Genomic DNA, 14360 nt, shown 5'->3' on the forward strand with positions numbered 1-14360 from the left:
CACCTGAGCAGCGAGCCGTTCGCACCTGACCGCCGTCGGCTGACCTCCGGCTGATCCACGAGCTTCCGGAACAGTGGCCGCCGGCGGCGACGTGCTGCGTGCCCTCTTACAGGTAATCCATGATCATGCTGAGCCTCCGACAATGGTCGGCATGGATGAGGTCGAGGTCGTCGTAGCCCACAGTGAGCGCGCGACCCTGCGGGTCGGCGATGTGTTCCTGAAGGTCGACAGTGATCAGGCCCGCATCGATGTGGAGGTCGAGGCGATGCGGCTGGCGCCCGTCCCGACCCCCGAGGTGCTGTGGCGCAAGCCGCCCGTCCTTGCCATCGCCGCCGTCCCCGGCCAGGCACTCGGCTGTCTCGGTGAGCCGTCGCCCGTGTCACCGGCGGCGTGGGCCGCGACGGGCGAGGTGATCCGGACGCTGCACGACGCGCCACCGCCGCCGTGGGTCGGCAAGAAGCTGGTCGGGCTGGACGCGGAACTCGACCGCGAATGCGCCTGGCTCGTCGACAGCGGTGTCCTACCGACCGACCTGGTCGACCGCAACCGCGAGATCGCCGAGGCCGCCCTTCGGCCGTGGACGCCGGTGTTCATGCACGGCGACCTGCAGATCACCCACATCTTCACCGACAACGACGAGGTCACCGGTGTGATCGACTGGTCCGAGGCGGCGCCCGGTGATGCGCTGTACGATCTGGCCGTCCTGACCCTCGGGCACGAGGAGCGCCTCGACGATCTCCTCATCGGTTACGGCACCGACGTCGACCGGGACGTGATTCGCGCCTGGTGGTCGCTGCGCAGCCTGCTGGCATCCCGCTGGCTGATCGAACACGGCTTCGACCCGGACGCGCCGGGCTGCGAGTTCGACGTGTTGAGATCGCGGATGTGAGCCGGCGGCCACGAGGTGGCACCGAGGGCGCGGCCGGACCTGTCACCGTACGCCGGGATCACCGGACACACCCTGCCGTGCGGGGCCCACGCCCACCGGCGTCGCGTGCAGCGACGCCAGGAGCTGTAGGCGGTCCGCGTCGGCGCTGCCCGGCTCGGCGGTGAAGACGAGCATGACGGGGCCGGGGTTTCCCGGCAGCGGGTACGTGTCCCAGGCCAGGACGATGTCGCCCACCTCGGGAACCCGGAAGGTCTTCGTGCCGCTGACCGCCTCGCGTACGTCGTGCTGGGCCCACAGCCGCCGGAACTCGGCGCTGCGGATGCTCAGCTCGCCGACGATCGCGGTGGCGCGCGGATGGGTGGGGTCGGTGGCGACGGCGGCACGCATCATGCCGATGTAGTCCAGGGCCTGCCGTTCCCAGTCCGGGCAGCTGCGCTCGCCGGTCAGCGTGTCGTCGAACAGCAGCAGGAGCATGTTGAGCCGGTCGGTCGGGTAGACGTCGGGGTCGCCGAGCAGCGCCTGCGCCATCGGGTTCCAGTCGAGCAGGTCGAGGTGCCGACCGAGGACGACCGCAGGGGTGTCCATCACCCGCAGCAGGCGCCGGGTGCCCTCCGGCACCCGCTCCGGATCGCGGTTCACCCGGGCGGGCACCGACCGGCGGGCGGCGTGGGCGAGGGTGAACAGGTGCCGGCGTTCCCCGTCGTCGAGGCCCAGCGCGCCGGCGATCGCGTCCAGGACGTCGTCGGACGGGCGTACCTCCCGGCCCTGCTCGATCCGCTGGTAGTAGTCGGTGCTCAGCCCGGCCAGCAGGGCCAGCTCCTCGCGCCTGAGCCCGGTGACCTTGCGTCGGCCGCCCGGTTCCAGGCCGACGTCGTGCGGACGCAGCCGGCTGCGCCGAGCACGCAGGAAGTCGCCGAGTTCGCGAGCGTACGGCTGGAGGCTGTTCATGCCGCAAGTGTGCAGCGGCCCGGACCGGCGAAGGTAGGACCCGCAGACCTAGGCAGCCGAGAACGATCGAACCGGAGTGGACCGGTCCTAGCGTCGGTGGCCCAGCGCACCGACACCTCCCAGGAGCAGCAGATGACCGGATGGACCGCCGACCGCATCCCCGACCAGCGTGGTCGGGTCGCCGTCGTGACCGGCGCGAACTCGGGCCTCGGCCTGGTCACCGCGACCGAACTGGCCCGCCACGGCGCGCACGTCGTGCTCGCCGTACGCGATGTCGCCGCCGGTGCGGACGTCGCCCGGCGGATCGGCGGCGACGTCGAGGTGTACGAGTTGGACCTCGCCTCGCTCGCCTCCGTGCGGGCCTTCGCGGCCAGGCTGACCGGCGACCATCCGGTTATCGACCTGCTGGTCAACAACGCGGGCGTGGTGTTGCTCGGCCCGCGCCGGACCACCGTCGACGGATTCGAGCTGCACCTCGCCACCAATATGCTCGGCCACTTCGCGCTGACCGGCCTGCTGCTCGACAACCTGGCTGCGGCGCGGGAGGCCCGCGTGGTGAGTCTCAGCTCGATCACGCACAAGAACGCGCACCTGGACTTCGACGATCTGATGTTCGAACGTGACTACCGGGCAGCGTCGGCCTACGGCCGGTCCAAGCTCGCCACCACGATCTTCGGCGTCGAACTGGACCGCCGTCTGCGCGCGGCCGGAGTGCCGATCGTCAGCGCGTTGGCCCACCCCGGTCTCACCCGCACCAACCTGACTCCGCGTGCGTGGGAGCACCGTGGCCGGTTCGGGCGGCTGATCGCGTGGGCCGGGCTGCTGGCGACCCAGCCGGTGCGGCAGGGCGCACTGCCGCAGTTGCGTGCCGCGACCGAGCCCGGTGTGCGCGGCGGCCAGTTCTTCGGCCCCTCCGGGCTGTGGGAGACGCGGGGCCGGGTCACCGAGGCCCGGCTCAGCCGGGCCGCCGCCGATCCGGTCGTCGGCAAGCGGCTGTGGGCGGCAGCCGAGGCCCTGACCGGCGTCGACTACCGCTGATCTGATGCCACCGCCCCGCAGCGGTACGGCGCGGCTCGGGATTGACAACCCTATAGCTAACGGCTATCTATTAGCGGTCTGGAGCGAGGGGTGTGCTGGGGTGCAGGACGTGGTACTGGCCATGCTGGCCAAGGAGCCGGCGCACGGGTACGAACTACGCCGCCGCCTGCGTGACGCCCTCGGTCCGCTGGGCGACACGATGAACGCCGGGCAGATCTACGTGACGCTGGCCCGGCTCGGTAAGGCCGGACTGGTGACCTCCGAGCGAGCCGACGGGCTGCCGGACCGGCCCGACCGTCGCGTCTACGCGTTGACTCCGGCCGGACAGCAACGGGTCGCCGGCTGGCTGGCCGAGGTGAGCTGGCCGAAGCCCGACCTGACGGAGTTCCATCTGAAGCTGGTGGCTGCTGCGGCTGCCCGGCTGGCCGATCCCGTGGCACTCGTCGACGCACAGCGGCGCGAGGTACTGCGCCGGCTGCGCGACACCCAGCTCGCCGCACTGGACAGGTCGGTGGATCCGGTCGCCGGATTGCTGCTGGAGGGTGTGGTGCTGCGGCTGCGGGCCGACCTGGAGTGGCTGGAGGCATGTGAGCGGATGTGGGCCGATCGTGATCGGACGGGGCGGAAGGCGCAGCAGGCATGACCGGTTCGATGGCGTTGCGGGCACGCGGGCTGACCAAACGGTACGGCTCGGACAACACCCTCGTACGGGCGGTCGACGAGGTCGACCTGGACGTGCCCGCCGGGCAGACGTTGGCGGTGATGGGCCCCAGCGGGTGCGGCAAGTCCACCCTGCTGCACCTGCTCGGCGGCCTGCAACGCCCGACCGGTGGGCAGGTGTGGCTGGCCGGGGACCGGATCGACACGCTCAGCGAACGGGCGCTGGCCCGGCTGCGGCGGGACCGGGTCGGCTTCGTCTTCCAGTCGTTCCACCTCATGGACGAGCTCACCGCGGTCGAGAACGTCGAGTTGGCGGCGCTACTGGCCGGCCGCTCGCCGGGACGGGCCCGCAGACGGGCGATGTACCTGCTGGACCGGGTCGGGTTGGCCGACCGGGCCGCCCACCTGCCCTCGGCGCTGTCCGGCGGGCAGCGCCAGCGGGTCGCGATCGCCCGCGCGCTGAGCAACGAGCCGCTGGTCGTACTCGCCGACGAGCCCACCGGCAACCTGGACAGTGCGGCCACCCTGGAGGTGCTACGGCTGTTCGCGGAGTTGCACAGCGCCGGGCAGACCCTCGTGGTGGTCACCCACGACGCCCGCATCGCCGCCGTCGCCGACCGGGTGATCTCGATGCGGGACGGGGCGTTCGCCGACGACAGCCGCTTCGCCACCACCACTGGGAACGTCTACGACGGGCGGCGCTGACATGTCCGGTCGCCTCCTGCTCATCTGCCGGCTGCTGATGCGAAGCCTGCGCCGCCGCCGGACCGAGACCCTGCTGCTTTTGGTCGCCATCACCGCCACCACCGCCACGCTGACCCTCGGCCTCAACCTCAACGAGATCGCCGATCGGCCGTACCAGCAGACCCGGGCCGCCACCGCCGGACCGGACGTGATCATGACGCCCCTGGCCACCGGTCAGGCCGCGTTGGACGAACTCGCACCGCTGCCCGGCGCGGCCGGCGTCGCTGATCACAGCGGGCCGTTCCCGATCGCCTACCTGACCATGACGGCTGCCGGTGGGTCCGCGCACGCCGTTGTCGAAGGCCGGGACGTCGTACCGGACTCGATCAACCGGCCGGCGGTGACCGACGGCACCTGGGTACGCCCGGGCGGCGTGGTCGTCGAGAGCGCCTTCGCCGACGCCCTCGGCATCCGCGTCGGCGACACCGTCGACATCGAGGGCCATCCGCTGTCCGTGGCCGGGACCGCGGTCACCGCCGCGAGACCGACGTATCCGTACGCCGGGTGGCACTACTCCGGCAGCGTGCTGGTCGAGCGCGGCGGCCTGGTCTGGGTCGAGCGCGGCGACATCGCCACGCTCGCCGACGGCAAACCGCTGTCGTACACCCTGAACCTCAAACTCACCGACCCGGCGGACAGCGTCAACTACGGCGATCGCCCCCACGCGACAACCTGGCAGGAGATCGGCCGGCTCAACGGTCGGCTGTACCGGGACGCGCAAATGACGCTGCTCGTCGGCAGTTGGCTGCTCAGCGGCCTCGCGTTGGCCGGTGTCGCCGGCATCGTCGCGGGCCGGATCATCGGGCAACGCCGTCGGGTGGGGCTGCTCAAGGCCGTCGGTGCCGGACCGGCCGTGATCGCCGCCGTCCATCTCGCCGAGTACCTGCTCATCGGGCTCACCGCCGCCGCGACGGGCGTGGCCGTGGGCTGGTCCGTCGCACCCGTGCTGATCCGCCCCAGCGTGGGGCTCGTCGGCTCGGTCAACGCCCAGCCGCCCGCGCTGCGTACCGTGGTCGCCGCCACGCTCCTCGCCCTGACGATCGCCGTGGCGGCGACCCTGGTGCCGGTCGTACGCGCCGTCACCACCAACACCGTCCACGCACTGGCCGACGCCGCGACGCCACCGCACCGTCGACGGTGGCGGATCCGGCTGTCGCGGCTGCTGCCCACCGCCCTGTTGATCGGGGTACGGATCAACGCGCGCCGGCCGCGCCGTGCCCGGCTGGTCACCGTGAACGCCCTGATCACCACGACCGCACTCGTCGCGGTACTCGTGGTCAACGGCCAGGTGGAGCGCTTCGACCTCGGCTACACGGAACTCGCCAACCCCCGTAGCGAGCGGATGAAGCAGGCGCTGCTCGTCGTCATCGTCGTACTCTGCCTCCTCGCGCTCATCAACGCGGTCGTGAGCGCCTGGACGGCTGTCCTCGACGCTCGGCAGCCACTGGCCGTCGCGCGGGCGCTCGGGGCCACGCCCGCGCAGGCCGGCATGGGCCTGGCGGCAGCGCAACTGCTTCCCGCCCTACCCGGCGTCGTGGCGGGGATCCCGTCCGGCCTCGGGCTGCTCACCTTCCTCAGCCGGGACGAGGTCCATTACCCGCCCACCGTCTGGCTGCTCGGCACCGCGCTCGGCGTCCTACTCGCCATCGCCGTGCTCGCCGCCATTCCCGCAATGATCGCCGCACGGCGCCCGGCCGTGGACGCGCTGCGATCCGCGTCGACCTGACAGCCGCCACCCGCCGACGGTAAGCAGGCCGCCGGTCACCCTGCTCCGATTCGGCGTCGCGCTACGAACGCCGTCGAGGATTAGATCGAACTCGGGGCGGCATCGATCACGGATACGACCTCGACGAGCGCCGGCACGGACAAAGGCCAGCCCTTGGCGTTGCCGCAGATGCCGACCAATACCGCCAGTCCCGCCGGTGCAGGGCGCGGTCGAATTGATCGAGGATTTCGAGGGACTGACGTTTGACGTCGCGCTTTACGCTCGGGCCAGTCACGTGCGTCAGTCTGCGAACGGATGTGATATGACCATCACACGCCAGGTGCCGACTCTGGTGACGCCGGTAGAGCGGGGCTTCGACCGCATGTTGGCGGTGCGTCTCGCGCGGATGGGTCATCCCGGAGATCGGCAGTGGCCCGGTCTACTGCGGGCGTTGGGCCCGTGCGCGCTCGCCGCGAGTCTGCCGCTCTACATCGAGGTGACAGCGCGACTCTTCGCCCCCACGTACGCGTTGCACACGTTCGAAGCCGTCTCCTGGGTGGCGATTCTGTCGGCCCTCAGCGTGTTCGGTCTGCTGTGCGCGTGGTGGGTGTGGACCCTCCTGGCGGAGACGGCTCCCCACCTCGACGACCTGATTCGGGATTCTTCGCTGCGTGCGGCGCTGGCCGACGCGCTGATGCGGTTCATGTCGGTCCGGCGTCAGCTCGTGGTGACGGTGGCCGGTTCGGTTGCCTGTTGCCTGCTGCTGCGGTTGATCCAGCCGTACATCGTGGACAACCTCGAGATGGGGCCGGTGTCGTACCTGGCGATCTTCTGGTCGACGCTGATCGGCGGCAACTGCGCGTACTGGATGGCGTTCTTCGTCTATTTCGCCAGCCGCATCCTGCGCTCCAGCGACCTGAACCTGGTCTGGCACTCACCGGCCAGCACTCCCGCCATCGCCCGGATGAGCACCGGGTACGCCTTCACCACGACGGTCACGCTGATCGCCCTGCTCGCGGTGGAGTTGCTCTCCATCAGGGCTTCGACCTACGGCTCCAGCGCCGTGCTCGACTCGGTCATCAGGGCCGTTCCGCCGATCGCGGCGGTCTGCGCGCTGGCTACCGGAATCATCCCGCACATGCTGTTGTTCGTGGCCGTCCGCAATGCCCGCCAGGCGACCCTGTTGGCGATGCTGCCGCTGACCGGGGCGGAGCCGCCGACGACCGCCCAGGAAGTGAAGTCCGTCCAGGAGAACATCGCGCTGTATCGACTGGTGGAGACGAGCCCGGGGCTGCCGTTCAACACCGCGGCGATCGTGCAGTACGGTGCCGCCATCTTCGGCTCGATCGTGGCCTTCTTCCTGAGTACGTGATCGTGGCTCACCCGTCAGTGCTGCTCGTTGTGGCCCTGATGGCCGGCGATCTGCTTGTCGATCCGTGACTGGTAGCTCGACCGGGAGGAGGCTTGTGCCTCCAGGCGTACCGCCCGTCGGGCGGCGTCGCGTGACCAGCGGGGGGCCATGGTGTCCAGGGTGGCGAGGAGGCCGGACCATCGTGGTACGGCGACTCGGGCCGGGGGGCGACGTCGAGTGAGCGCCCGTGCCACGGCTGCGCTCACCAACTCGGTGCCCTGGGTCGGCATGCCGCCGAGGGTCAGGCCGGCAGCCATCTCCGTGCGGACGAAGGTGGGCAGCACGGCGGTGACGCCCACACCGTGCCCGGCGAGTTCGAATCGCACGGCGTCGGACATCGCGATGACGGCGGCCTTGCTGCCGCTGTAGACGGCGGCGCCGGGGCAGGGCATCCGGCCGGCTATGGAGGCGATGTTGACGATGTGGCCGGAGCCGCGTTCCACCATCTCCGGTATCACCAGTCGCATGCACCGTACGACGCCGCCGAGGTTGACCCCGATCTGTAGGTCGTGCTCGACGGGGGAGAGCGTGCGGAACTCGCCGGGAATGAGGACGCCGGCGTTGTTGACCAGTACGTCGATCGCGCCCAGTCGGGTTCGCGTCTCGGTGAGGAATTCCTGCACCGAGTTCTCGTCGGTGACGTCGAGGGGCAACCCGAGCGCGCCGAACCGGGCGGCCTGTTCGCGGGCCGACTGGGTGTCGATGTCGCCTATCGCGACGTGCGCGCCCATTGACGAGAGGCGTTCGGCGATGGACCTTCCGATGCCTTGTGAACCACCGGTCACGACCGCGACGAGTCCGGCTATGCCTCGACGGCGCATCCGCACCACATCCGACGCGTGGAAGCTGACAGCGGCGATTGTGCTGCTGTGACCTTACCACTCTGCGGCGGTGGGGTATGCCATTCTGATCTTGGTAATCGGCACGGTTGTACGGGATTCAGCCATGGCGGTCGCTCCACTCGGACGCTACCGTGAGCGGGACAATTGCAAACCTGTGGGAGGCCGTTGGTGGCTGAGCCCGGAATCGGCGCGCGGGTGGCGACGTTCTTTCGTCATGACATCTTCTCCTCAGGGGCCCGCGGTGGCACGACGCCCACCGCGACCGACCAGGTATTCACCTGGGCGAATGGCATCACCTTCATCCGCCTGGCCGGAATGCCGGTCATCGTCTATCTGATCATCGGGCGGGGTGCGTACGGCGTCGCCTTCGTTCTGCTCTGGACGTTCGCGGCCCTGGACGTCCTCGACGGATATCTGGCTCGCCGGCTGAACCAGGTGACCCGCGTCGGCACCTGGCTCGACCCGATCACCGATCGGGTGACGATCGCGGCTCTGGTCGTGTCCCTTCTCGTGGTGGACCTGCTGCCTTGGTGGGTGGCGCTCGGTGTGCTGCTGCGCGAGCTGACCCTGGCACTCGTGGTCGGCGTGATCACCCGAGGCGCGATGGCCAGGCCCGTCACCCGCAGCGGAAAGATCGGGACACTGGCACTGCTCGTCGGCCTTCCCGGGTACCTGCTGCCGGCGATCGACCTGCCGTGGGCGTCGGTCCTGCACGCCGGCACGCTGGCCCTCACCGTGCTCGGCCTCGTGCTCTACTACGCCTCGCTCGTTCAGTACGCTCGGGCCGCCCTCGCCATCCGACCTGGTCGGTCCCGGCGGCAGCCAGAGCGCGTGTAGCGGGCGTCGAACGTCGACGTGGGAGAGTTCCGGCCGACGGGGGAGTTGCCCCGGCACGTCGCCTGCATCATGGACGGCAACGGCAGGTGGGCGACCCGGCGGGGGCTGCCCCGGTCAGCCGGGCACGCGGCCGGTGTCGCCGCCGTGCTCGGCTGCGTGGACGCGGCGCTCGACCTGGGGGTGCGGTGGTTGACGCTGTTCGTGTTCTCCACCGAGAACTGGAGTCGGCCGAGTCCCGAGGTCGCGGCGATCATGCGGCTCAATGCCGAGGCGATCCGGCAGTACGGCGAGCTACTGCTCGCCCGGGGCGTACGCGTGCGGTACATGGGCGTGGAGGACGCCCGCATTCCGCCGGAGGTGCTCAACGAGATCATCGCCATCGAGCGGGTGACGGCCGCCAACACCAGGCTCACCGTGACGTTGGCCTTCAACCACGGTGGCCGATCCGAACTCGTCAACGCCGTTCGCGCGATCGTCCGGGCGCAGGTGTCGCCGGACGACATCACCGAGCAGCTCCTCGGCGAGTTCACCCAGTACCCGGACATGCCTGACGTCGACCTGTTGATCCGCACCTCGGGCGAGCACCGGATCTCCAACTTCATGCTGTGGCGCGTGGCGTACGCGGAACTCATGTTCGTCGACACCCTCTGGCCCGACTTCACCGGTGCGCACCTGACCGAGGCGGTTCGGCGCTACCAGCGGCGGTGCCGGCGGTACGGCGCTGTCGGTGACCTACCGGGTGAGCAGCAGGACGACGGCGAAGGCCAGTGGGATGCTCAGGAGGAACGAGTCGAACCGGTCCAGCAACCCACCGAAGCCGGGTAGCACGGTGCCCGCGTCCTTCACTCCGGCGTCCCGCTTGACGACACTCTCCACGAGGTCGCCCCACACCGCGCCCACGCTGAGCGCGACGGCAAGCGCGACAGCCACCGCGAGCCCCCAGCGATCGGGCACCAGAGGCCATTGCAGGGCGAGCCCACCGGCGACGCCCAGGACGGCACCGCCGACACCACTCCAGGTCTTCTGTGGGCTGACACTCGGGGCGAGCCTGGGTCCACGGATGGCGTTGCCGAACAGGTAGGCACCGGCGTCGGCGAACACCACGGCGGTGCCGGCCACGACCAGGAACCGCAGCCCCCACGGTTCGGCCTGACGGGCGAGCACGACGACGGAGAGGCCCAGGCCGATGTAGAGGTGGCCGAAGACCACCGCGCCCAGCTGCCGGTGCGCGTCGGCGACCCGGCCGGTCAGGATCGGCACGGCGGCGACCACCAGGACCAGCGCCGGGGGGAGCGCGAGCAGCAGCGTCGGCTGTCCGGCCAGCGCCACCACAAGGGTGACCAGGCAGTACGCGGTCAGCAGCACGCGGTACGGCCGGTCGAGTCGGGCCAGCACGGCGTACTCGCGTACCGACTGCGTCACCACCACCGCGACCACCAGGGCCAGTGGCACCGCCCCCGCGAAGACGGCGAGCAGGAGAACGGGCGCCACCCACACGACAGTCAGCGCCTTGGCCGCGAGCGGTGAGTGTGCTCCTCGCCGTACCGTTCGCCAGTGCCGCCACAGCAGTGCCGCGACGACCACCGCGAGCACGGTGCCGAGCCGCCAGGCGGTCCCCGGCAGATGGGGGTTGGCCAGTGGATTCTCGATCATCCGACGGGCTCCTTCGAGGCGTACGGCCGCGACCCGGCGTCGCCTGTGGCCGCTGGCGGCGCAGCCCTAGACGACATGGGTGTAGACCGCTGTCGACAGCAGGCCGAACCAGTAGACGACCAGGTAGTAGACCAGCAGGGGCTCCCGTCGCCGACGCCACCACAGAGCCAGTGCCGCCACCGCCAGCGCGGCCACCACGTACAGGTCGAGCCCGATCGGTTCGAAGGACAGGTTGGCGAAGACGGCCAGGCCGAAGACGATGCCGTTGCCGAGCAGCGCGGGTACGTGCCAGCCGACGGCCGGCCGGGTCGTGGGGTACAACGGCACCGTCAGCAGCACCGCCAGGTTGATCAGGAGGAAACCGCTGAAGAAGACCCAGTGGGAGAACTCGTCGTCCTGGTAGACGATGATGGCGCACATCTGATCGAGGTCAGCGCCGCAGAAGCGACTGTGCAGATAGTTCGTCACCTCGTGGCTGCCGTAGCCGGCACCGAGCAGGTAAACCCCCACCACGAAGACCACCGACAGCGCCCGGTCACCGGACCGCCGGGTCGCGCCGCTGCGGGTCACCTCGCGCAGGCCCATCGCGACCAGCACACTGACGACCGGCAGGACGAGCATGTTGAGTAGGTCAGTCCAGCGCAGGAACTGGTTCGGTGCGACGTAGCCGGTGGTGATCCCACTCAGCCGGTTGATCGACAGCAGCACCACGACCAGCGACTGCACGCTGAGCAGCGTGTGGATTCGCCGGATCCGGACAGCCGCGTCGGCAGCGATCGGCACTCCGTCATGATGACAGGTGAGGTGCCCGCTCGTTCCTCGACGAGGCCGGGCACGGAACCCGGCGTCAGATGATCCGATCCCCGGTCCAGGCCGCTTCGAGGATCGCGGTCAGGCTGGCGGTGTCGTTGGGGCCCGGATGGTTCTGGATCAGGCGGGTGACGCCACTGGCCATCTGCGCGAAGCGTGGGAGGTCGGCGCGGGCCACGCCGATGTCCGCCAGGGTGGGCGGGATACCGATCTCGGCGAGGAACCCGTCGAGCCAGGTGAGGAAGGCGTCCGTGGCCTCGGCCTCCGAAGCATCGGTCACGTCTAGCCCACACACCCGGGCGAGGACGGCCAACCGGTCGCCGATGGCGTCCCTGGCGGCGTCCAGCGCGTAGGGCAGGAGCAGCCCGACGCCAAGGCCGTGTGGCGTGTGCGTGGCCGCGCCGATCGGATATTGGAGGGCGTGTGGGGCTCCGGTGCCCGCGTGGGAGAAGGCGATCCCGGCGAGCATCGAGCCGTAGGACATGTCCGCGCGTGCCTCGGTGTCGCCGCCGTCGCGGACCGCGCGAGGCAGGCTACGGGCGATCCGCTCGGCGGCCAGGAGCGCGTAGTGGTCGGTGACCCGGTTGCGGCCGAGGAACACCTGCTCCACCGGGTCACGCGGTCCGTGGGCCCGGGGCCGCGCCGTGTAGCTCTCCACGGCGTGGCAGAACGCGTCGATACCGGAGTGGGCGGTGACGGTCGTCGGGCAGGTGTATGTGAGTTCGGGGTCGACGATGGCGAAGTCGGGCACGATGTGGACGCTGGAGACCCCCACCTTGAGTTCGCGGTCCGGGTCGGTCAACACGGAGACGGGGGTGAGTTCGGAGCCGGTGCCGGACGTCGTCGGGACCGCGACGAGGGGGATCGTCGGCCCCGGCACCTTCGCCTCGCCGTAGTAGTCGCGCGGCGTGCCGCCGTGCCGCCGGATGACGCCGACGATCTTGGCGAGGTCGATCACCGTGCCGCCGCCGATGGCGAGGGTCACGTCGGCGTCCACCTCGGCGGCGACCGAGACGGCCCGGTCGACGTCGGTGAGCGGCACGTCTGGAGTCGCCTCGGAGAACACCGCGACGACCTCGACCCGCTCTCGCACGGCGGCCACGATCTCGGCCACACCCGGCTGGTCCAGCAGGACCCGGTCGGTGACGATGAGGACTCGCGAGCCACTCTCGGCCACCACTCGCGGGATGTTCTGTGCGACCCCTTCGCCGACTATCAGCTGGCGCGGTCCGCGGACGGTCTCAAGCATGTCTGTGCCTCTCCGGAACGTCGGCGGCGTTGTGCGTGGGGGAGGTCCGGGCCACCCGCGTGACCCACACGGCGTCGGCGGGTGCCCGCAGCGGTGGGCCGGTCACGGTAGGTCGATCGCCGCGTAGGTGAGGTCGAGGTACTCGAGGATGCCCTCGTGCGACCCCTCCTTGCCGAACCCGGACTGCTTCACGCCGCCGAACGGAGCTGACGGCTCGGACAGCAGGCCACGGTTGACGCCGACCATCCCGGTTTCCAGCCCTTCGGCGAACCGTAGCGCCCGCTGGAGGTCACGGGTGAAGACGTAACCGACCAGACCGTGCTCGGTGTCGTTGGCCTTCGCCATCACCTCGTCGTCGGACGTGAACGAGACGATCGGCGCGACCGGCCCGAAGATCTCCGCCCGGAGCATCCGCGCGTCCTCGGGTACGTCGGTGAGGACGGTGGGCGGGTAGAAGTGACCCGGCCCGTCCGGCCGCTCGCCGCCGACCACGACCCGGGCACCGCGACCGACCGCGTCGGCGACGAGTTCGTCGATCGTGGTGACGGCGGTGTCGTCGATCAGCGCCCCGACGTCCACACCGTCGTCGAGACCGTGGCCCACCGAGAGCGCGCCCATCCGCTCGGCGAAACGTGCGGTGAACTCCTCGCGTACCGGCTCCTCCACGTAGATCCGGTTGGCCGCGATGCAGGACTGCCCGATGTTGCGCATCTTGGCCACCATGGCGCCGTCGACCGCGACGTCCAGGTCCGCGTCGGCGCACACGATCAAGGCCGCGTTGCCGCCCAGCTCCATGGAGGTACGCAGCACGTTGTCGGCTGCCTGGCGGAGCAACAGGCGTCCGACCTCGGTCGACCCGGTGAACGAGAGCTTGCGGGTCCGACTGTCGGCCAGCAGTGCCGAGACCACCTTGCCGGACCGGGTGGTGGTCACCACGTTGACCACGCCCGCCGGGACGCCGACCTCCTCCATCACGCGGGCCAGTAACAGCATGGTCAGCGGGGTCTGGGCCGCCGGCTTGGTGATCGTCGTGCAGCCCGCCGCCAGCGCGGGAGCGATCTTTCGGGCGCCCATGGCCAACGGGAAGTTCCAGGGCGTCACGAAGACGCACGGTCCGACCGGCTTCGGCACGGTGAGGATGCGGTAGCCACCGGCGGGAGCGGTGCGGTAGCGCCCCTCGACGCGTACCGCCTCCTCGGCGAACCAGCGGAAGAACTCGGCGCCGTAGGCCACCTCCGCCCGCGCCTCGACCAGCGGCTTGCCCATCTCCAACGTGATCAGCCGGGCGAACTCCTCGGACCGCTCGGTCAGGGCCTGGTACGTCGCGGTCAACAACTCCGACCGTTTCCGTGGCGGGGTCGCCGCCCACTGCGCCATGGCCCTGCTCGCCGCGTCCAGCGCGGCGAGCCCGTCGCCGACGTCGGCGTCCGCCACCTCGGCGATGGTCTTGCCGGTAGCCGGGTCCTCGACGGTGAAGGTGGCTCCGGTTGTGGCGTCGCGCCAGGCGCCGCCGATGCGCAGCCGCCGGTGCTCGGGGGCCAGGACGTTCGTCGGGTCACTCATTGCGTCGCCTC

14 protein-coding genes are annotated in these 14360 nt (G+C 70.3%); 8 read left to right on the forward strand and 6 right to left on the reverse strand.

Going from position 1 to position 14360, the window contains the following annotated elements; translation table 11 throughout:
• Nucleotides 1-151 precede the first annotated feature (151 nt).
• Nucleotides 152-889: a phosphotransferase family protein gene (locus FF096_RS15755; protein ID WP_155218804.1), complete on the forward strand. Its 738-nt coding sequence runs from the start codon at nucleotides 152-154 to the stop codon at nucleotides 887-889.
• Between the two features lie 42 nt (nucleotides 890-931).
• Here the strand turns inward: FF096_RS15755 and FF096_RS15760 are convergent, their stop codons facing one another.
• On the reverse strand, nucleotides 932-1837 hold the full coding sequence (locus FF096_RS15760) for a helix-turn-helix transcriptional regulator (RefSeq protein ID WP_155218806.1): 906 nt from the start codon (nucleotides 1835-1837) through the stop codon (nucleotides 932-934).
• A gap of 132 nt (nucleotides 1838-1969) precedes the next feature.
• On the opposite strand from FF096_RS15760, the gene FF096_RS15765 reads away from it, so the two are divergent.
• From FF096_RS15765 to FF096_RS15785, 5 genes are all read left to right on the forward strand, one after another.
• Nucleotides 1970-2875, forward strand: coding sequence for an oxidoreductase (locus FF096_RS15765; RefSeq protein WP_155218808.1), 906 nt, complete (start codon nucleotides 1970-1972; stop codon nucleotides 2873-2875).
• A 100-nt stretch (nucleotides 2876-2975) separates the two neighbouring features.
• Entirely contained in the window at nucleotides 2976-3518 is a 543-nt protein-coding gene (locus tag FF096_RS15770; RefSeq protein ID WP_309223372.1) for a PadR family transcriptional regulator, read from the forward strand.
• The gene (locus FF096_RS15775) at nucleotides 3515-4240 is read left to right on the forward strand and encodes an ABC transporter ATP-binding protein (RefSeq protein ID WP_155218812.1); all 726 of its coding nucleotides are present in this window, start codon (nucleotides 3515-3517) and stop codon (nucleotides 4238-4240) included. The genes FF096_RS15770 and FF096_RS15775 overlap by 4 nt, the downstream gene beginning before the upstream one ends.
• 1 nt (nucleotide 4241) lies before the next feature.
• Entirely contained in the window at nucleotides 4242-6005 is a 1764-nt protein-coding gene (locus FF096_RS15780) for an FtsX-like permease family protein (RefSeq protein ID WP_155218814.1), read from the forward strand.
• A 301-nt stretch (nucleotides 6006-6306) separates the two neighbouring features.
• Nucleotides 6307-7356 carry a hypothetical protein gene (locus FF096_RS15785; protein ID WP_155218815.1) on the forward strand — a complete coding sequence of 350 codons (1050 nt, stop codon included), beginning with the start codon at nucleotides 6307-6309 and terminating at the stop codon, nucleotides 7354-7356.
• A 14-nt stretch (nucleotides 7357-7370) separates the two neighbouring features.
• Here FF096_RS15785 and FF096_RS15790 read toward each other — a convergent pair whose 3' ends face one another.
• Nucleotides 7371-8216, reverse strand: a complete 846-nt coding sequence (locus tag FF096_RS15790) for an SDR family NAD(P)-dependent oxidoreductase (RefSeq protein WP_155218818.1) — start codon at nucleotides 8214-8216, stop codon at nucleotides 7371-7373.
• Between the two features lie 189 nt (nucleotides 8217-8405).
• Between FF096_RS15790 and FF096_RS15795 the strand changes: the two genes are divergently transcribed.
• Nucleotides 8406-9074, forward strand: coding sequence for a CDP-alcohol phosphatidyltransferase family protein (locus FF096_RS15795; protein WP_155218820.1), 669 nt, complete (start codon nucleotides 8406-8408; stop codon nucleotides 9072-9074).
• Between the two features lie 18 nt (nucleotides 9075-9092).
• Entirely contained in the window at nucleotides 9093-9899 is an 807-nt protein-coding gene (uppS, locus tag FF096_RS15800) for a polyprenyl diphosphate synthase (protein ID WP_309223373.1), read from the forward strand.
• On the opposite strand, the gene FF096_RS15805 is transcribed toward uppS, so the two are convergent.
• The 4 genes from FF096_RS15805 to FF096_RS15820 all read right to left on the reverse strand — a co-directional run bounded on the left by FF096_RS15805 (nucleotide 9807) and on the right by FF096_RS15820 (nucleotide 14349).
• A complete protein-coding gene (locus FF096_RS15805) occupies nucleotides 9807-10727 on the reverse strand; it encodes a phosphatidate cytidylyltransferase (RefSeq protein ID WP_155218822.1) in 921 nt (306 codons plus the stop codon). The genes uppS and FF096_RS15805 overlap by 93 nt on opposite strands.
• Before the next feature lie 66 nt (nucleotides 10728-10793).
• The gene (locus tag FF096_RS15810; protein ID WP_155218824.1) at nucleotides 10794-11510 is read right to left on the reverse strand and encodes a hypothetical protein; all 717 of its coding nucleotides are present in this window, start codon (nucleotides 11508-11510) and stop codon (nucleotides 10794-10796) included.
• A gap of 64 nt (nucleotides 11511-11574) precedes the next feature.
• Nucleotides 11575-12786 (reverse strand): iron-containing alcohol dehydrogenase, encoded by a 1212-nt coding sequence (locus tag FF096_RS15815; protein WP_155218826.1) that lies wholly within the window; start codon nucleotides 12784-12786, stop codon nucleotides 11575-11577.
• A 102-nt stretch (nucleotides 12787-12888) separates the two neighbouring features.
• The gene (locus FF096_RS15820) at nucleotides 12889-14349 is read right to left on the reverse strand and encodes an NAD-dependent succinate-semialdehyde dehydrogenase (RefSeq protein WP_155218828.1); all 1461 of its coding nucleotides are present in this window, start codon (nucleotides 14347-14349) and stop codon (nucleotides 12889-12891) included.
• Nucleotides 14350-14360: the final 11 nt, after the last annotated feature.

Origin of the sequence: Micromonospora sp. CP22, from assembly GCF_009712475.1 — a bacterium.
Taxonomy (GTDB): domain Bacteria; phylum Actinomycetota; class Actinomycetes; order Mycobacteriales; family Micromonosporaceae; genus Micromonospora.

Bases quoted from the DNA above. Each gene is read 5' to 3' on its own strand.
- FF096_RS15775 (WP_155218812.1), top strand. From the start codon at position 3,515: ATGACCGGTTCGATGGCGTTGCGGGCACGCGGGCTGACCAAACGGTAC.
- FF096_RS15805 (WP_155218822.1), bottom strand. From the start codon at position 10,727: ATGATCGAGAATCCACTGGCCAACCCCCATCTGCCGGGGACCGCCTGG.
- FF096_RS15760 (WP_155218806.1), bottom strand. From the start codon at position 1,837: ATGAACAGCCTCCAGCCGTACGCTCGCGAACTCGGCGACTTCCTGCGT.
- FF096_RS15815 (WP_155218826.1), bottom strand. From the start codon at position 12,786: ATGCTTGAGACCGTCCGCGGACCGCGCCAGCTGATAGTCGGCGAAGGG.
- FF096_RS15755 (WP_155218804.1), top strand. From the start codon at position 152: ATGGATGAGGTCGAGGTCGTCGTAGCCCACAGTGAGCGCGCGACCCTG.
- FF096_RS15765 (WP_155218808.1), top strand. From the start codon at position 1,970: ATGACCGGATGGACCGCCGACCGCATCCCCGACCAGCGTGGTCGGGTC.
- FF096_RS15785 (WP_155218815.1), top strand. From the start codon at position 6,307: ATGACCATCACACGCCAGGTGCCGACTCTGGTGACGCCGGTAGAGCGG.
- FF096_RS15820 (WP_155218828.1), bottom strand. From the start codon at position 14,349: ATGAGTGACCCGACGAACGTCCTGGCCCCCGAGCACCGGCGGCTGCGC.
- FF096_RS15790 (WP_155218818.1), bottom strand. From the start codon at position 8,216: ATGCGCCGTCGAGGCATAGCCGGACTCGTCGCGGTCGTGACCGGTGGT.
- FF096_RS15780 (WP_155218814.1), top strand. From the start codon at position 4,242: ATGTCCGGTCGCCTCCTGCTCATCTGCCGGCTGCTGATGCGAAGCCTG.